Source organism: Micromonospora sp. NPDC057141, assembly GCF_042670805.1.
Taxonomy (GTDB): domain Bacteria; phylum Actinomycetota; class Actinomycetes; order Mycobacteriales; family Micromonosporaceae; genus Micromonospora.
Map to the genome: position 1 here is coordinate 1 of NZ_JBHUVA010000052.1, position 17,667 is coordinate 17,667.

General features: G+C 73.2%; 15 protein-coding genes and 1 pseudogene. 10 read left to right on the forward strand and 6 right to left on the reverse strand.

What is annotated here, in order from left to right; translation table 11 throughout:
• Positions 1–342, forward strand: a pseudogene (locus ACFT41_RS22440) (sulfate adenylyltransferase); the annotation flags it as partial.
• A 132-nt stretch (positions 343–474) separates the two neighbouring features.
• Here the strand turns inward: ACFT41_RS22440 and galK are convergent.
• Positions 475–1,695: a galactokinase gene (gene galK, locus ACFT41_RS22445; protein ID WP_377588747.1), complete on the reverse strand. Its 1,221-nt coding sequence runs from the start codon at positions 1,693–1,695 to the stop codon at positions 475–477.
• Positions 1,692–2,675 carry a UDP-glucose 4-epimerase GalE gene (gene galE, locus ACFT41_RS22450; protein ID WP_377588748.1) on the reverse strand — a complete coding sequence of 328 codons (984 nt, stop codon included), beginning with the start codon at positions 2,673–2,675 and terminating at the stop codon, positions 1,692–1,694. The genes galK and galE overlap by 4 nt, the downstream gene beginning before the upstream one ends.
• 193 nt (positions 2,676–2,868) lie before the next feature.
• Here galE and ACFT41_RS22455 point away from each other — a divergent pair, with 193 nt between their 5' ends.
• From ACFT41_RS22455 to ACFT41_RS22475, 5 genes are all read left to right on the forward strand, one after another.
• Complete coding sequence (locus ACFT41_RS22455) at positions 2,869–3,894, forward strand: hemolysin family protein (RefSeq protein ID WP_377588749.1); 1,026 nt, start codon at positions 2,869–2,871, stop codon at positions 3,892–3,894.
• A gap of 33 nt (positions 3,895–3,927) precedes the next feature.
• Positions 3,928–4,953 (forward strand): tryptophan--tRNA ligase, encoded by a 1,026-nt coding sequence (trpS, locus tag ACFT41_RS22460; protein ID WP_377588750.1) that lies wholly within the window; start codon positions 3,928–3,930, stop codon positions 4,951–4,953.
• 37 nt (positions 4,954–4,990) lie between these two features.
• Complete coding sequence (locus ACFT41_RS22465) at positions 4,991–5,569, forward strand: 2'-5' RNA ligase family protein (RefSeq protein WP_377588751.1); 579 nt, start codon at positions 4,991–4,993, stop codon at positions 5,567–5,569.
• A 48-nt stretch (positions 5,570–5,617) separates the two neighbouring features.
• Positions 5,618–6,541 (forward strand): YhjD/YihY/BrkB family envelope integrity protein, encoded by a 924-nt coding sequence (locus ACFT41_RS22470; RefSeq protein ID WP_377588752.1) that lies wholly within the window; start codon positions 5,618–5,620, stop codon positions 6,539–6,541.
• A 71-nt stretch (positions 6,542–6,612) separates the two neighbouring features.
• Complete coding sequence (locus ACFT41_RS22475) at positions 6,613–7,047, forward strand: hypothetical protein (RefSeq protein WP_377588753.1); 435 nt, start codon at positions 6,613–6,615, stop codon at positions 7,045–7,047.
• Between the two features lie 46 nt (positions 7,048–7,093).
• Here the strand turns inward: ACFT41_RS22475 and ACFT41_RS22480 are convergent, their stop codons facing one another.
• The 4 genes from ACFT41_RS22480 to ACFT41_RS22495 all read right to left on the reverse strand — a co-directional run bounded on the left by ACFT41_RS22480 (position 7,094) and on the right by ACFT41_RS22495 (position 11,659).
• On the reverse strand, positions 7,094–7,414 hold the full coding sequence (locus ACFT41_RS22480) for a DMT family transporter (protein WP_377588754.1): 321 nt from the start codon (positions 7,412–7,414) through the stop codon (positions 7,094–7,096).
• Between the two features lie 68 nt (positions 7,415–7,482).
• Complete coding sequence (locus tag ACFT41_RS22485; protein ID WP_377588755.1) at positions 7,483–8,559, reverse strand: alkene reductase; 1,077 nt, start codon at positions 8,557–8,559, stop codon at positions 7,483–7,485.
• Positions 8,560–8,832: 273 nt separating this feature from the next.
• Entirely contained in the window at positions 8,833–10,470 is a 1,638-nt protein-coding gene (locus ACFT41_RS22490) for a glycoside hydrolase family 13 protein (RefSeq protein WP_377588756.1), read from the reverse strand.
• 103 nt (positions 10,471–10,573) lie between these two features.
• Entirely contained in the window at positions 10,574–11,659 is a 1,086-nt protein-coding gene (locus ACFT41_RS22495) for a LacI family DNA-binding transcriptional regulator (protein WP_377588757.1), read from the reverse strand.
• A 199-nt stretch (positions 11,660–11,858) separates the two neighbouring features.
• Between ACFT41_RS22495 and ACFT41_RS22500 the strand changes: the two genes are divergently transcribed.
• Genes ACFT41_RS22500 through ACFT41_RS22515 form a run of 4 tightly spaced genes read left to right on the forward strand, consistent with a single transcriptional unit; the run spans position 11,859 to position 17,486 of the window.
• Positions 11,859–13,115, forward strand: a complete 1,257-nt coding sequence (locus tag ACFT41_RS22500; protein WP_377588758.1) for an extracellular solute-binding protein — start codon at positions 11,859–11,861, stop codon at positions 13,113–13,115.
• A complete protein-coding gene (locus ACFT41_RS22505) occupies positions 13,115–14,752 on the forward strand; it encodes an ABC transporter permease subunit (RefSeq protein ID WP_377588759.1) in 1,638 nt (545 codons plus the stop codon). Before ACFT41_RS22500 ends, ACFT41_RS22505 begins: the two co-directional genes overlap by 1 nt.
• Positions 14,749–15,651, forward strand: coding sequence for a sugar ABC transporter permease (locus tag ACFT41_RS22510; protein ID WP_377588760.1), 903 nt, complete (start codon positions 14,749–14,751; stop codon positions 15,649–15,651). The genes ACFT41_RS22505 and ACFT41_RS22510 overlap by 4 nt, the downstream gene beginning before the upstream one ends.
• 23 nt (positions 15,652–15,674) lie before the next feature.
• A complete protein-coding gene (locus ACFT41_RS22515) occupies positions 15,675–17,486 on the forward strand; it encodes a glycoside hydrolase family 13 protein (protein WP_377588761.1) in 1,812 nt (603 codons plus the stop codon).
• Positions 17,487–17,667 lie beyond the last annotated feature (181 nt).

Here is a 17,667-nt window from a genome sequence, read left to right on the forward strand (position 1 = left end):
CACAACGCCCCGACCGTGGCGCAGGACATCGAGGCGATGGTCTGCTGGATGGACGAGACCCGCCCCCTGACCGTCGGCGGCCGTTACGCCATCAAGCACACCACCCGCTCGGCGCGGGCGATCGTGCGGGGCCTGCACTACCGCCTCGACATCAACTCCCTACACCGCGACGAAACCGCCACCGAGCTGAAGCTCAACGAGATCGGCCGGGTGCGGCTGCGCACGACGATCCCGCTGCTGGCGGACGAATACCGGCGCAACCGCACCACGGGCGGCTTCGTGATCATCGACGAGGCCACCAACCGCACCGTCGGCGCGGGCATGATCGTCGAGGCCGCCTGACGCTCCGGCGCCCCCCTGCCTCCGGCGCCCCCTGCCTCCTGCGGCCCCCTCACCGGGATCCGCCGCACGCCCGCCCAGCGTTGTTGACAGGGGCCCCTTGCTATACAGAAAGCGTTAACAAGGGGCCCTTCCCTACAAGCGGTGGGCACCGGGGGCCGGGGTGGCCAGGTGGAAGCCGGGGGCGCGGAAGCCGCGCTCGGCGTACCGGGCCGTGACGGCGTCGGCCACCGCGTCGGCGCGGTCGGCGTCGACCAGGGCGAGGACGCAGCCGCCGAAGCCGCCGCCGGTCATCCGGGCCCCGTACGCCCCGGCGGCGAGCGCCGCCTCGACCGCCGTGTCGACCTCCGGCACGGTGATCTCGAAGTCGTCGCGCATCGACGCGTGCGAGGCGGTCAGCAGCGGCCCGATGTCGCGGACCCGGCCGGCGCGCAGCAGCGCCACGGCGTCGAGCACCCGCTGGTCCTCGGTGACGACGTGCCGGACCCGGCGGCGGGTCTCGTCGTCGTCGAGCCGGGCGAGGGCGTCGGCGAGGTCGTCGGCGGCCACGTCGCGCAGGGCGGGCACCCCGAGCAGCCCGGCGGCCTTCTCGCAGGCGGCGCGGCGGGAGGCGTACTCGCCGTCGGCGTGTCGGTGTGGGGCCCGGCTGTCGATCACCAACACGGCCAGCCCGGCGGGGGCCAGGTCGAACGGGATGTGCTCGACGGCCTCGGTGCGGCAGTCGAGGAAGAGGGCGTGGCCGGCGCGGCAGCGGATCGCCGCGGACTGGTCCATGATCCCGGTGGGCGCTCCGACGTAGGCGTTCTCGGCGCGCTGGGCGAGCCGGGGCCGAGCCTCGGCCGGCAGGTCCAGCCCGCCGAGGTCGACGAGGGCGGCCAGCACGGCGGCCTCCAGCGCGGCCGAGGAGGACAGCCCGGAGCCGAGCGGCACGTCGGAGGCGATGGCGAGCCGTGCGCCGGGCACGGGGTGGCCGGCCTCGCGCAGCGCCCACACCACCCCGGCGACGTACGCGGCCCAGCCGGTGACCCGGCCGGGCGCGGCCACCTCGTCGGCCCCGAACTCGACCTCGTCGTCGGTGAGCTCCGACCAGACCGTCCAGCGGTCGCCGTCGCGGGGGGCGGCGGCGACGACGGTACGCAGCGGCAGCGCGAACGGCAGCACGAAGCCGTCGTTGTAGTCGGTGTGCTCGCCGATCAGGTTGACCCGGCCGGGTGCCGCCCAGCGGCCGGCGGCGGGGGTGCCGTAGCGGCGACGGAAGCCGGCGGAGGCCCGGTCGGCGACCTCCCCGGCCGGCGCGGCAGAAGCGGCACCGGCCGGCGGGGGAGAGGCGGGGCCGGCGGGCACGGGGTCGGTCACGGACGCTCCAGGATGTGCGTGCGGTAGAAGGCCCAGGCGTCGCCGACCATGTCGTGCAGGGTCGGCTTCTCGGGCACCCAGCCCAGCTCGGCGCGGGCCAGGGCGGAGGAGGCGACCAGCTCGGCCGGGTCGCCCTCGCGGCGCGGGGCCACCTCGACCGGCAGCGGCCGGCCGGTGACCTCGCGGACCACGTCGACGACCTGCCGGTTGGTGAACCCGGCGCCGTTGCCGAGGTTGTAGACGCGGTGCCGGCCGGGCACGGCGGCGGTGAGGGCCAGCAGGTGGGCGCGGGCCAGGTCCTCGACGTGGATGTAGTCGCGCACGCAGGTGCCGTCGACAGTGGGGTAGTCGTCGCCGAAGAGCTGGAGCTTCTCCCGCCGGCCGGCGGCGACGTCGAGGGCGATCGGGATGAGGTGGGTCTCCGGGTCGTGCCGTTCGCCGATGGCGACGTCGCCGCGCAGGTACGCCCCGGCGACGTTGAAGTAGCGCAGGGACACGGCGGCCAGCTCGTGCCCGATCGCCTCGGAGGTGAGCGCCATGTCCACGGCCAGCTTCGTGGCCCCGTACGTGTTGGTGGGGGCCTTGACGGCGGTCTCCGGGATGGGTAGCTCGGTCGGGTTGCCGTAGACGGCGGCGGTGGAGGAGAAGACCATCCGGGGCACCCGGGCGGCCCGGACGGCGTCGATCAGGGCGAGTGAGCCGACGGTGTTGGTCTGCCAGTAGAGCTCCGGCCTGACCATGGACTCGCCGGCGGCGATGAGGGCGGCGAAGTGCAGCACCCCGTCGAAGCCCGCCTCGGAGGTGAGCACCCGGGCCGCGTCGTGGATCGGCGCGTCGACCCAGGTGGCGTCCGGGGCGAGCGCCTCGCGGTGCCCGGTGCGCAGGTCGTCGAGGACGACCACCTCGTGGCCGGCGTCGAGCAGCATCCGGGTCACCACGCTGCCGATGTAGCCGGCGCCGCCGGTGACGAGCAGTTTCACGTCGGGGTCCTCCTGCCTGGCCGCGCCTCGCCGCGGCCGTCCGCGCTCACCCTACGGCGGCCGGCTGTGGCCGCGCTCCGCGTCGCCTAGCCGCTATTCCACCACAACCTCTCACGAATGAACAGATACGCACACCGTCGCTCTGGGTGGACGGCCCTGTGCCAATCCGTTCCGGGCCCTACGATGAGTTGTCATGCGGGAAGCGGGCGGTCCCGGGCTCCGCCGGCGACCGGCGGGGCGGGCCCGACGCGAACCGGGGCCCCTGGCCTGCGCCGTCGCCCGGCTGGTGGTCCGGGCCGCCGACGGCGCGACCCGGCTGGTCACCGACCTGCTCGGGGCCAGCCCCGCCGCCGGCCGGGAACGGATCAGCGAGGCCGAGCTGCGCGACCTGGTCGCCGCCAGCACCGTCCTCGACGCCGACGAGCGGCGGATCATCGACGAGGTGCTGGTCGCCGGGGCGAGCCTGGTCCGCGAGGTGATGATGCCCCGCACCGAGGTCGTGTTCCTGTCGGTCGGGACGACCGTCGCCGAGGCGGAGCGGCTGGTGCGGGCCGAGACGCACCGCCGGTACCCGGTCGTCGACGGCACCCACGACGACGTGGTCGGCTTCGTGCACCTGCGCGACGTGCTGCTGCGCCCCGACCTCGACCCGGGCACCACCGTCGGCGAGCTGGCCCGGGAGGTCAAGCGGCTGCCCGGCAGCAAGCGGGTGCTCGCCGCGCTGACCGAGATGCGCCGCGAGGGGCACCACCTGGCGGTGGTGGTCGACGAGTACGGCGGCACCGCCGGCATCGTCACCTGCGAGGACCTGATCGAGGAGCTGGTCGGCGAGATCCACGACGAGCACGACGGCGACCCCGAGCCGGCGCCGACCGGGCTGCCCGCCGTGGTCGACGGCCGGCTCAACCTCGCCGACTTCGCCGAGCGCACCGGGGTGCGGCTGGCCGCCGGCCCGTACGAGACGGCCGGCGGGTACGTGATGGCCGCGCTGGGCCGGCTGCCGGCGGTCGGCGACGAGGTGCCGGTGCCGCCGCCGACGGCGGACGGCGGGGGCCGGGACCCGGACGACCCGCCCGGCGGATGGCTGCTGCGGGTGCTCGCGCTGGAGGGCCGCCGGGTGTCCCGGCTCGCGGTCGCCGCGGTGCGCCTGCCCGAGCCGCGACGCGAGGTCACCGGCCCGCTGGCGGCGGCGGAGAGCCGACCCGCCGGCCCGTCATGACGTACGCCGGGGGTTGCTGACAGAATTGCCGGCATGTCCGACGTACCCGCCCGCCCCCGAGTGTTCTCCGGCATCCAGCCGACGGCCGACTCGTTCCACCTCGGCAACTACCTGGGCGCGGTGCGGCACTGGGTGGCGTTGCAGGACACCCACGACGCCTTCTACTGCGTGGTCGACCTGCACGCCATCACGGCCGGGCACGACCCGAAGGTGCTGCGGCAGCGCACCCGGGTGGCCGCCGCGCAGCTCTTCGCCGTCGGCCTGGACCCGGAGCGCAGCACGCTGTTCGTCCAGTCGCAGGTGCCCGAGCACCCGCAGCTGGCCTGGGTGCTCGGCTGCCTCACCGGCTTCGGCGAGGCCAGCCGGATGACCCAGTTCAAGGACAAGTCGCAGAAGCAGGGCAGCGACCGCTCCAGCGTCGGCCTGTTCACGTACCCGATCCTCCAGGCCGCCGACATCCTGCTCTACCAGGCGCACGCCGTCCCGGTCGGCGAGGACCAGCGCCAGCACCTGGAGCTCTCCCGCGACCTGGCGCAGCGGTTCAACTCGCAGTTCGGCAAGACGTTCGTCGTCCCCGCGCCGCACATCGTCAAGGACACCGCGAAGATCACCGACCTCCAGGACCCGACGGCCAAGATGTCGAAGTCGTCGTCCTCGCCGACCGGCATCATCGACCTGCTGGAGGATCCGGCCCGCTCGGCCAAGAAGATCCGCTCGGCGGTCACCGACACCGGCCGGGAGATCGTCTTCGACGCCGGGACCAAGCCGGGCGTGTCCAACCTCCTCACCATCTACTCCGCGCTGACCGGCCGGAGCATCGACGACCTGGTGGCCGCGTACGCGGGCCGGGGCTACGGCGACCTGAAGAAGGACCTGGGCGAGGTGGTCCGGGAGTTCGTCACGCCGATCCAGGAGCGCACCCGGGCCTTCCTCGACGACCCGGCGCAGCTCGACAAGCTGCTCGCGGCCGGCGCGGAGAAGGCCCGCGCGGTCGCCTCGGTGACGCTGCGCGAGACGTACGAGCGGGTCGGGTTCCTCCCGCCGGTCCGCTTCGGCTGACAGCCCCGGCGCGACGGGTGCGGGTGGGGACGGGCAGATGTCGGTGGCCGGAGGGGTGGCGCGGAGCGTGGATCGCAGGGACGGGGCGCCGCAGGCCGGCGACACCATCCAGATCGGGATCGCGGTGGACATCCCGGAGCCGTGGGGCGGCATGCTCACCCGGCGGCGGGTCGAGGCCGGCGACCCCCTCGTGGTCCCCGCGCACGTGACGCTGCTCGGGCCCACCGAGATCCCGGCGGCGGCGCTGCCGGCGGTCGAGCGGCACCTCGCCGGGGTGGCCGCCACGCACCTGCCGTTCACCCTGCACCTGCGGGGCACCGGCACGTTCCGCCCGGTGACGCAGGTGGTGTTCGTGGCGGTGGCCGCCGGGATCAGCGAGTGCGAGCTGCTCGCCGCCGCCATCAACTCGGCCCCCGAGCTGCACCGGGAGTTACGCTTCCCCTACCACCCGCACGTCACGGTGGCGCAGGACGTCGCGCCGGAGGCGCTGGACCGGGCGTACGAGGACCTGGCCGACTTCTCGGCGATGTTCGAGGTCGACTCGTTCACCCTCTTCTCGCACAGCGGCCAGACCCGGTGGCAGCCGCGCCGGGACTTCCTGCTCGGCGTGTCCTGAGCCGGCGACGCTCTCCCGTGCGGGCGACGGATCGGCGAGGATGACGGCGTGGAGGTCTTCGGGCGGATCGAGGCCGGCATCGACCGGCGGGTGAGCGCCGCGCGCCGCCGGTCGCGGACCTTCGACCACCTGTGGCGGGCCGGCAACCTCTACGCCGAGGTGCTCGGCGGGCGGCTGGCGGCGGCGATCGCCTACTACGGCTTCTTCGCGGTCTTCGCGCTCGCCCTGGTCGCGTACTCGATCTTCGGGGCGATCCTGGAGGAGAGCGACGAGGTCAGCGACGCGGCGGCGGGCTTCCTCAAGGAGAACCTGCCCTTTCTCGATCCGGCGCAGATCGCCCAGAGCAGCAACACCGTCGGGGTGGTGGGCCTGGTCATCCTGGTCTTCACCGGGATCGGCTGGGTGGAGGCGATCCGCTCGTCGCAGCGGCTGATGTACGGGCTCAACCAGCAGCCCGGCAACCTGGTGGTGCGCCGGCTGGTCGACCTGGGCGTGCTGGTGGGGGTGTTCGTCCTGCTCGGCGTGTCGGTGGCCGCCGTGGACGCGCTGGAGTCGCTGCTGCGCTTCCTGCTGCGCAGCACCGGCTCGGTGGGGCTGACCGTGGTCAGCGCGGTGCTCAGCGTGCTGGTCAACGCGGTGCTGGCCGCCGCCCTGCTGGTCGCGGTGCCCCGGCTGCGGATGAGCCGCCGCCGGCTGCGCCCGGTGGTGTTCGCCGTCGCGGTGGGCATCACCCTGCTGAACACGGTCGGGCGGTTCTACGTGGTGCGCACCGAGCGGAACCCGGCGTACACGGTGGTGGCGGGCGCGGTCGGCCTGCTGCTCTACCTCTACCTGCTCAACCAGCTCGTCCTGTTCGGCGCGGCGCTCGCCGCCACCAGCCCGTACGGCCGGGTGGTGGACCTGGCCGAGGGGGCGGCGCCGGCCGACCTCGACGCCGACACCGGTCCGGGCACGCCCGGGGGAGCGGGATGACCAACGCGAACAGCGGGCTAATTGGGGCAAATGCCTCACGCGTGAACGTGAGGACCGGCCATGATGAGCGCGTGGGCGCACTCGTGACGTTGGACCTGCCGGACGACTCGCCGATGCTCGGCCTGCCGTGGATCATCACGTTCGGCCCGCTCGACGACGCCGACGAGTGGGAGCCGGTGGTCTGCGGCCCCTACGAGCGCCCGCACGCGCTGGCCCTCGCCGAGTCGGTGGTGGCCGAGGAGCAGCTCATGGCCGTGGTGGAGCCCCTGGTGCCCGCCCTGTCGCCCGACGAGATCCGCGGCGAGATCGCCGCCGCCCGGATCGCCGCCTCCGACGAGGCGGCCCGGATCGAGGCGTCCGACCTCTACGGCGACTTCGACGACGTCATCGACGACGAGCTGGAGGCCGCCGCCGAGCCGACCGGGCCCCGCCCCGCCCCCGCCGAGGCCGAGCTGCGCGCCGGCTTCGCCCGCATCGCCACCCTGCTCACCGAGAAGGGCCGCTGACCCCGGCCGCCGTCCCGGTCCGGCGGCCCACCCGCAGACCCGCCGCTCAGTGCGTACCGCCCAGGTTGAGCACGACCACCCCGGCGATGACGAGCGCCACGCCGACGACCTTGGCCACGCTGAGCGGCTCGCCGAGGAAGGCCGCCCCGACCGCGACGATCGCCGCCGTGCCCAGCCCGGACCACATCGCGTACGCGACGCCGACCGGGATGTCCCGCACCGCGAGCGAGAGCAGCCCGAACGCCGCCAGGTACGCCACCGCCAGCCCGAGCGTCGGCCACAGCCGGGTGAATCCCTGCGTCGACTTGAGCAGGCTCGTCCCGACCACCTCGGACGCGATCGCGAGCACCAGGAACAGATAGGCCATGCCGCGATTCTCCCCGGGCCGGTCCCGGGCGCGTCCCCGTTGGGCCGGTGACGCGCCCGGGTGCCGGGTCAGCCCTGCTCGGGCAGCGCCGGGTAGTCGGTGTAACCCGCGTGCCCCCCGCCGTACGCGGTGGTGTAGTCGGGGGTGTTGAACGGGCCGCCTTCGGCCAGCCGCCGGGGCAGGTCCGGGTTGGCGAGGAACAGCGCGCCGTACGAGATCAGGTCGGCCCCGCCGCTCTCGACCAGCTTCAGCGCCTCCGGCCCGGTCCAGGCCCCCGGGGTGTACGGGTTGAGGATCAGCGCCCCGGACCACCGCTCGCGCAGCACGGGCGTGAACTCGGTGTCCGCCCCCTCGGCCACGTGCAGGTACACCAGCCCGAGGGGGTTCAGCGCGTCGACCAGGGCCAGGTACGTCTCGCGGTGGCCGTCCTCGACGATGTCGTTGAACGGGTTGGCCGGCGAGATCCGCAGCCCGACCCGGTCGGCGCCGATCGCCTCCGCCACGGCGGTGGCCACCTCGACCACGAGCCGGATGCGCCCGGCCGTGTCGCCGCCGTATTCGTCGTCGCGGCGGTTGGCGTTGGTGGACAGGAACTGGTGCAGCAGATAGCCGTTCGCCCCGTGCAGTTCCACCCCGTCGAAGCCCGCGTCGACGGCGTTGCGGGCCGCCGCCACGAAGTCCGCGACGGTGGCCCGGACTCCCTCGGCGTCCAGCGGCTGCGGGGTCGGGAACTCCTGCGGTCCGGTCGGGGTGAAGATCGTCCCGGCCGCCGGCACGGCGGACGCGCCGACCGGGGCCAAGCCGTGGGCGGCGTTGTCCGGGTGGGCGATCCGCCCGACGTGCATGAGCTGCGCGAAGATCACGCCGCCCCGCGCGTGCACCGCGTCGGTCACCTGCCGCCAGCCGGTGACCTGATCGGCGCTGTGCAGGCCGGGGGTGTTCAGGTAGCCCTGGCCGACCGCCGAGGGCTGCACGCCCTCCGTGACGATCAGCCCGGCGCCGGCGCGCTGGGCGTAGTAGGTGGCCATCAGCTCCGTCGGGGTGGCCGCCGGCCCGTGCGCCCGGCTGCGCGTCATGGGCGCCATGACCACCCGGTTGCGGAGGGTGTGGCGGCCGACGGTGACGGCGTCGAATGCGGTGTCCATTGTTCCGGCTCCTGTCCCTGTGATTGGTGCTTCTGGATGCAGGAAGTCGCCCAGGGCCCCGGAACTTCCCGGGTGGACGGTGATCGAGGACACCTACCGACGTCCGGATGGACGTCGGCGCCCCGCGGAGCGAACTCCACGGGGCGCCGATGCCACCTCACCCCCCACCACAAGGGGCCGAACACCCCCCACCACAAGGGGCCGACTGCCCGGCCGCCCGTCGGCGCGGGGCACGACGGACGACCAGGGGTCCACAGCGGGCCGTACCCCGGCTCAGCGCCGGTCGAACCAGGCGGCGGCGTCGACCGGCAGGACGTGCCCGGCGCCCTGCCCGGTCAGGTCCGCGCTGGCCACGACCGGCTGGCCGTACCCGTCGATCAGGACCGGCGCGTCGCTGAGGTTGACCACGCAGGTCAGCTCCGCGCCGCCGCCGGTGCGGCGGAACGCCAGCACGCCGGGGCCGGTCGTCTCCAGCCAGGTCACGCCGTCGGCGTCGCGGGCGAGCGCCGGGTGGGTGCGCCGGGCCCGCAGCGCCGCGCGGTAGAGCTCCAGGGTCGAGCCGGGCGCGCCGGCCTGGGCGGCGACCGAGAGGGCGGCCCAGGTCGCGGGGGCCGGCAGCCAGCTCAGCTCGCTGCCGGCCGGCCCGAAACCGTACGGGGCCAGCTCGCCGCTCCACGGGATCGGCACCCGGCAGCCGTCCCGGCTCTCGCCGGTGCGCAGGAACGACGGGTCCTGGCGCAGCTCGTCGGGCAGGTCGAGCACCTCCGGCAGGCCCAGCTCCTCGCCCTGGTAGAGGTAGGCGCAGCCGGGCAGGGCGAGCATCAGCAGGCTGGCCGCGCGGGCCCGGCGCAGGCCGACCTCGCCGTCGCCGTAGCGGGTGACGTGCCGCTGCTTGTCGTGGTTGGACAGCACCCAGGTGGTCGGCGCGCCGACGATGGTCGCCTCGGCCAGCGCGGTGTCGATCACCTTGCGGAACGAGTCGGCCGACCAGGTGGCGTCGAGGAAGTCGAAGCTGAACGCCTGGTGCAACTCGTCGGGCCCGATGTAGCGGGCCAGCCGCTGCGGCGTCTCGGCCCACGCCTCGGCCACGGCCATCCGACCGCCGGGGTAGCTGTCCAGGATCGGCCGCCAGGCCCGGTAGATCTCGTGGACCTCGTCCTGGTCGAAGTACGGCAGCCGGCCCTTGCCGAGCAGTTCCACCTGGCGACGGCCGGTGGTCATGCTGCTGAAGCCGACGTCCGGCAGCCCCTCTGCCTTGATCATGCCGTGGGCCACGTCGATGCGGAACCCGTCGACGCCCCGGTCGAGCCAGAAGCGCAGCACGCCCTCGAACTCGGCGCGGACCTCGGGGTGCCGCCAGTTGAGGTCGGGCTGGGCCGGATCGAACAGGTGCAGATACCACTGGCCGTCGGGGACCCGGGTCCAGGCCGGCCCGCCGAAGATGCTCTCCCAGTCGTTCGGCGGCAGCTCGCCGTGTTCGCCCCGGCCCTCGGCGAACAGGTAGCGGGCCCGCTCCGGGGAGCCGGGGGCGGCGGCGAGCGCGGCGACGAACCACGGGTGCGCGCTGGAGGTGTGGTTGGGCACGATGTCGACGATGATCCGCAGGCCGAGCGCGTGCGCATCGGCGATCATGCGGTCGAAGTCGGTGAGGGCGCCGAACATGGGGTCGACGTCGCGGTAATCGGCCACGTCGTAGCCGCCGTCGACCATCGGCGAGGTGTAGAAGGGGGTCAGCCAGAGCGCGTCGACCCCGAGGTCGCGCAGGTACGGCAGCCGCTCGCGGATGCCCCGCAGGTCGCCGACGCCGTCGCCGTCGGAGTCGGCGAAGCTGCGGACGTAGACCTGGTAGACGACCGCGGAGCGCCACCAGTCGTCGTCGGAGGTCAGCGGCGTGGGGGTGCTGACGGTCATGGGTGGCGATCCCCGTTCTCTGGCGCGGGACGGCGTGGGGTGCGTGGCACGGCGGTGTGTCACCGGGTGGTCAGAGCAGAATGCCGCCCCGCAGCTGCAAGAGTCAAGCAGGACTTGCGCAAGAAATGCCGGTGGCTACCCGGGGCTCCTGGCCAAGGCGGCGGCCGGCGGCCGGCGGCCGGACGACCGCGGTGGAGCCGCGCACCACCAGCTCGGGCTGGAACAGGTATTCCGAGTGCGGGGCGGCGTGCCCGTTGATCTCGTCGACCAGGGCCCGGACGGCGGCCACCGCCATGGCGGCCACCGGCTGGCGCATGGTGGTCAGCGGCGGGTCGGTGAAGGCCATCAGCGGCGAGTCGTCGTACCCGACCACCGACAGGTCGCCGGGGACGGACAGGCCGCGCTGGCGGGCGGCCCGGATCGCGCCGAGGGCCATCAGGTCGGAGCCGCAGACCACGCCGGTCACCCCGCGCTCCAGCAGCCGCCCCGCGGCGGCCTCGCCGCCCTCCACGCCGAACAGGGTCAGCTCGGCCAGCTCGCCCAGCTCGGCCTCGGGCAGGCCCGCCAGGCGCTCCATGGCGGCCCGCCAGCCGGCCACCCGCCGCCGCACGGGGACGAACCGGTCCGGGCCGGTGATCAGCCCGATCCGCCGGTGCCCGAGGGCGACCAGGTGGGCGACGGCCAGCTCGGTCGCCTCGCGGTCGTCGCAGGAGACGAAGGGCGCGGCGATCCCGGGGACGTACCCGTTGATCATGACGACGGGCAGCGGCCGGGCGATCAGCGCGCGGTACCGGTCGTGGTTGGCGGCGGTGTCGGCGTGCAGGCCGGAGACGAAGACGATCCCGGAGACCTGGCGGTCGAGCAGCATCTCGACGTACTCGTCCTCGGTGACCCCGCCCGGGGTCTGGGTGCACAGCACCGGGGTGAACCCGCTCTGGGCCAGAGTCGACTCGATCACCTGGGCGAACGCGGGGAAGATCGGGTTGTCCAGCTCCGGCACCACCAGGCCGACCAGGCCGGCGCTGCGTTTGCGCAGCCGGGCCGGGCGCTCGTAGCCGAGGACGTCGAGGGCGGTCAGGACGGCCTGCCGGGTCTCCGGGGCCACGCCGGGGCGGTCGTTGAGCACCCGCGACACCGTGGCCTCGCTGACTTCGGCCTGTTGGGCGATGTCGGACAGTCGAGCGCGCATGGCGGCACTTTAGCTCACGGGCAAGTTCTTGCGTACCTTTCTGCAAGCCCTTCCATTGTCTGCAACCTCTTGCTAACGTCCCCGCAACATGCGAGAGCAGCGGCGCAGCACCCTCGGCGCCGGTTGGCAAGAACTTACAGAGGTTCCCACTGGCGGGCCGCCCTTCCCCCGGCGGATCGCCATGACGACAGGAGTACCGATGCGCATCCGTACCGCGGGTGTGGTCGCCGTCCTCGGCCTGGCGCTGGCCGCCTCCGGCTGCGGTGGCAGCGACGACGACAGCAGCACGCCGGCCGCGAAGGAGTCCGCCGGCGCCACCGGCGGGAAGCTGGTGATCTGGGCCGACGACAAGCGCACCGCCGCCCTGAAGCCGTTCGCCGACAAGTTCGGCCAGGAGAACGGCGTGACCGTCGAGGTCCAGGCCGTCTCCAAGGACCTGCAGACCACCTTCGTCACCGCCTCCCAGCAGGGCAGCGGCCCCGACGTCGTCGTCGGCGCGCACGACTGGATCGGCAACCTCGTCCAGAACGGCGCCATCGACCCGGTGCAGCTCGCCGCCGACCAGAAGAGCGGCTTCAACGAGACCGCCGTCAAGGCCGTCACCTTCAACGGGCAGCTCTACGGCGTGCCGTACGCCATGGAGAACCTGGCGCTGATCCGCAACACCGAGCTGGCCCCCGAGGCCCCGAAGACGATCGAGGAACTGGTCGCCTCCGGCAAGAAGCTCAAGGCCGACAAGAAGGCCAGCGAGATCCTCTGCCTCCAGTCCGGCCAGAACGGCGACGCGTACCACATCTACCCGCTGTACACCTCGGCCGGCGGCTACCTCTTCGGCACCACCGCCAACGGCGACTACGACCCGAAGGACCTGGGCGTGGGCAAGCCGGAGTCGATCGCCGCGTTCCAGAAGATCGCCAAGCTCGGCGAGAAGGGCGAGGGGGCGCTCAAGCGTTCCATCACCGGCGAGAACTCGATCGCCACCTTCACCGGCAAGAAGTGCGCCTACCTCGTCTCCGGGCCGTGGGCCATCGCCGACGCCAAGAAGGCCAACATCGCGTACGACATCTCCCCGGTCCCCGGCTTCGCCGGCGGCAAGGAAGCGCAGCCGTTCGTGGGCGTCCAGGCGTTCTACGTGGCCGCCAAGGGCAAGAACAAGGCCCTGGCCCAGGAGTTCGTGGCGAACTACACCACCAAGCCGGAACTGGCCGTGGCCCTGTACAACGCCGAGCCGCGCCCGCCGGCGCTGACCGCCGCCCTCGACCAGGTCAAGGGCAGCGATCCGGACCTGGCCAAGTTCACCGAGGCCGGCAAGAACGGCCAGGTGCTCCCCGCGATCCCGGCCATGGCCGCGATCTGGGACCCGTTCGGCAAGGCCGAGGCCGCGATCATCGGCGGCGCCGACCCGGCCAAGACGATCACCGCGGCCGGCAAGACGATCTCCGGCCAGATCAAGTAATGAGCACGAAGCTGTCCGGCCCGGGGTCCACGCGGACCCCGGGCCGGGGGCCCGTCGGCCCCGGGCTCCCGGGCACCGCCCGCACCGCGCGGCACCACGCGCCGATCACCGCGACCGGCCTCGTCGTCAAGGTGATCCTGCTCGGCCTCGTGGCCGGGATCGCGATCTGGGCGGCCTTCCCGCTCGTCGAGGCCGGGAAGTGGGTCGGGCTGACCCTGCTCGCGGCAACCACCGCCGGCCTGTTCTACCTCTACCTCACCCCCCGGCACATCCCCGCCAAGTACCTGGTCCCCGGCACGCTCTTCCTGCTCGCCTTCCAGGTCTTCCCGGTGCTCTACACCGCCAGCACCGCCTTCACGAACTTCGGCGACGGCCACCGGGGCAGCAAGGACGACGCCATCGTGGCGATCCAGAGCTCCTCGGTGCAGCAGGTCCCAGGCTCCACCGAGTACGCCCTGTCGATCGCCACCGCGGGCGACCCCGCCACCGGGGCGCTGGTCTTCCTGGTCACCGACCCGGCCACCGGCACCGTCTCCGCCGGGGACGCCGACGGGCTGCGCCGGCTCGACGCCGCCGACGTCACCGTCGCCCCGGGCGGCAAGGTGACGGCCGCCGACGGCTACACCGTGCTCAACTTCGGCCAGGCCAGCGCCCGCAGCCAGGAGATCACCGACCTGGTGGTGCCGACCGCCGGGGGCGCGCTGCGCTCCTCCGGCCTGTCCCGCGCCTACGAGGGCCGGGCGATCCGGGTGTACGACGCCGGATGCGACTGCGTCACCGACAGCGAGAGCGGCCGGACCTGGACGGCCGACGAGGCGACCGGATCGTTCGTCGCCGCCGACGGCGAGCGCCTCGCCCAGGGCTGGAAGGTCAACGTCGGGCTGGAGAACTTCACCCGGGTGCTCACCGACCCGAACATCTCCGGGCCGTTCTTCGGCACCCTGCTGTGGAACTTCGCCTTCGCGATCGGCTCCACCGGGTTCACCTTCCTGCTCGGCATGGCCATCGCGCTGGCCCTGCACTCGCCCCGGATGCGCGGCACCAACCTCTACCGGGTGCTGCTGATCCTCCCGTACGCCATGCCGTCGTTCGCGATGCTGCTGGTCTGGCGGGATATGTTCAACACCGACTTCGGCCTGATCAACAACCTGTTCGGCCTCGGCGTCGACTGGTTCGGCCAGGACTGGTCGGCGCGGGCGGCGGTGCTGCTGGTGCAGCTCTGGCTGGGCTACCCGTACATGTTCCTGGTCGCCACCGGCGCCCTCCAGGCCATCCCCAAGGAGCTGACCGAGGCCACCTCCGTCGACGGGGCGTCGCCCTGGCAGTCGTTCCGCGCGGTCACCCTGCCGCTGCTGCTCGTCGCGCTCTCCCCGCTGCTGATCGCGTCGTTCGCGTTCAACTTCAACAACATCAACGCGATCTGGCTGACCACCGAGGGCGGCCCGTTCCCGGCGGACAACCCGCGCAACGGAGCGACCGACCTGCTGATCACCTACACGTACCGGCTGGCCTTCGGCGCGCAGGGCGCGGAGTTCGGCACGGCGGCGGCGGTGTCGATCTTCATCTTCGCGATCGTGGCGACGGTGTCGGCGATCAGCTTCCGCAACACCCGCAAGCAGGAGGAGGTCTACTCGTGACCACCTACGCGCACACCCCGGCCGCCCACCGCACCGCCGCCGCCCGGCGGCGCAACCGCTGGCTGGCCCAGGTCGGCTGGCGGCACGTCGTCGGGGTGCTGGCCGTGGCGTTCAGCCTCTTCCCGATCCTGTTCGTGCTCTCGGCGGCGCTCAACCCGCTCGGCACCCTCTCCTCGACCGCGCTCGTGCCGACCGGCGGGGTGTCGGGCGAGAACTTCGCCAACCTGTTCGCCGACACGGCGTTCGGGCACTGGTTCGTCAACTCGCTGCTGATCGCCGGGCTGGCCAGCCTCGTGTCCATCTTCCTGTCCTCGCTGGCGGCGTACGCGTTCTCCCGGATGCGCTTCGCCGGCCGCCGGGTCGGGCTGCTCACCCTGCTGCTGATCCAGATGTTCCCGCAGTTCCTGGCGATCGTGGCGATCTTCCTGATCTTCACCACGGTCACCGACCTGTGGCCGGCGATCGGCTTCAACACCCCGTGGGGCCTGTTCCTGCTCTACATGGGCGGCGCGCTGGGCGTGAACACCTGGCTGATGAAGGGCTTCTTCGACACGCTGCCCCGGGAACTGGACGAGTCCGCCACGATGGACGGCGCGTCGCACGCCCAGGTCTTCTTCCGGATCATGCTGCCCCTGGTGGCGCCGATCCTGGCGGTGACCGCCCTGCTGTCGTTCATCGGCACGATCAACGAGTTCATGATCGCCAACGTGTTCCTGACCAACACCGAGTCGAAGACCCTCGCGGTCGGCATGTTCGGGCTGGTCGCCGGCGAACGCAACAACAACTTCGGGATGTTCGCGGCGGGCACCCTGCTCACCGCCATCCCCACCGTGCTGGTCTTCCAGCTCCTCCAGCGGTACATCGTCTCCGGCCTCACCGCCGGGGCGGTCAAGGGCTGAGCCTCCTCGGCTCCGAGGGAACCATGCATCTGCCACCACACCACGACGGCTCCGCCACCTACGTCCCCGAGCAGGAACCCGCCCTCGGACAGCGGGTCCCGGTCTTCGTCCGGGTCCCCGCCGGGGCCGACGTGCGCACCGTGCACGTGCGCAGCACGCCCGACGGCGAGCCGCGCTTCGCCGAGGCTGTCGTCGACCGCCGCACCGGCTCCGACGTCTGGTGGCGCGCCGACGTCGAGGTACGCAACCCGGTCAGCAACTACCGGTTCATGCTCACCGACGCGCGCGGCGACTACCGGTGGCTCACCGCTGCCGGCCTCGCCGACCACGACGTGCCCGACAACGGCGACTTCACGCTGGTCAGCCACGCCCCGCCGCCCGCCTGGGCCCGGGACGCGGTGATCTACCAGATATTCCCCGACCGGTTCGCCCGCTCCGCCGCCGCCGACGGCCGCACCGCCCCCGACTGGGCCATCCCCTGCGACTGGGACACCCCGGTGATCGGGCGTGGCCCGCAGACCCCCCGCCAGTTCTACGGCGGCGACCTCGACGGCATCGCCGAGCGGCTCGACCACCTCGACCGACTCGGCGTCAACACCGTCTACCTCACCCCGATCTTCCCGGCCCGCTCCAACCACCGCTACGACGCGGCCAGCTTCGACACCGTCGACCCGCTGCTCGGCGGGGACGCCGCGCTCGCCCGGCTCGCCGAGGCGGTGCACCGCCGGGGCTGGCGGCTGCTCGGCGACATCACCAGCAACCACACCGGCGACGCCCACCACTGGTTCACCGCCGCCGTCGCCGACGCGACCGCTCCGGAACGGGAGCTGTACTACTTCGACCCCGACCGTGGGGACTACGAGTCGTGGAACGGGGTGAAGTCGCTGCCGAAGCTCAACTGGGGCAGCGCCGAGCTGCGCCGCCGCTTCGCCACCGTCGGCGACTCACTGCTGCGCCGCTGGCTGCGCCCGCCGTACTCCCTCGACGGGTGGCGGGTCGACGTGGCGAACATGACCGGGCGGCGCGGCGCGGACGCGTACACCCACGAGGTGGCGCGGCTGCTGCGCGAGGTGGTCACGCAGACGCGCCCCGACGGGCTGCTGCTCGCCGAGCACGGCCACGACCACACCGGCGACCTGGACCGTGACGGCTGGCACGGCACGATGAACTACGTCGGCTTCACCGACCCGGTCTGGTCCTGGCTGCGCCACCGGTCCGAGCCGGTGCCGAACTTCCTCGGCACCCCCGGCGGGGTGCGGCGACGCGACGCCCACGCGATTCGCGCCACCATGGACACCTACCGGTCGCTGGTCTCCTGGCGGTCGTACGTGCACTCGTGGCAGCTGCTCGGTTCGCACGACTCGGCCCGGATCCGCACCGTGGTCGGCGACGCCGCCCGGCAGGAGGTGGCCGCCGGGCTGCTCGCCACCCTGCCGGGCACCCCGGTGATCTTCGCCGGGGACGAGCTGGGGCTGACCGGGGCGAACGGGGAGGGCTCGCGTACCCCGATGCCGTGGCACCGGCCGGGCAGCTGGGACGCGGGCACGTTCGCCGCGTACCGGAGGCTGATCGGGCTGCGCCGCGCCGAGCCGGCGCTGCGCCACGGCGGCCTGCGCTGGGTGCACGTCGACGCGGACACGCTGGTCTTCTTGCGCGAGACGCCCACCGGCGGCGTGCTGGTGCTGGCCCGGCGCTCGACCGGCACCCCGCTCCGGATCGCCGGCCTGCCGGCAGGGGAGAACGCCTACGGAGGCGCCCCGGCGCTGCGCCCGGACGCCGACGGCATGGTGACCCTCCCCGCCGACGGCCCCACCTTCCAACTCTGGCGCCTGTAGTTGAAGGAAGGGCCCCCGGGGCCTCGGCATAGTCGTGCTGGTCTCCGAGCGTGAACTGGTGGGGAGGGGCCATCGTCGCTGATCCGGGCGGGCGTGGCGTAGCCGGGGCGGCGGCGTTCGGGGTCGGGGTCGGGGTCGGCAAGGCTGGCGGTGGGGGCCGGTGCGACGGGCGGGCTTCTGT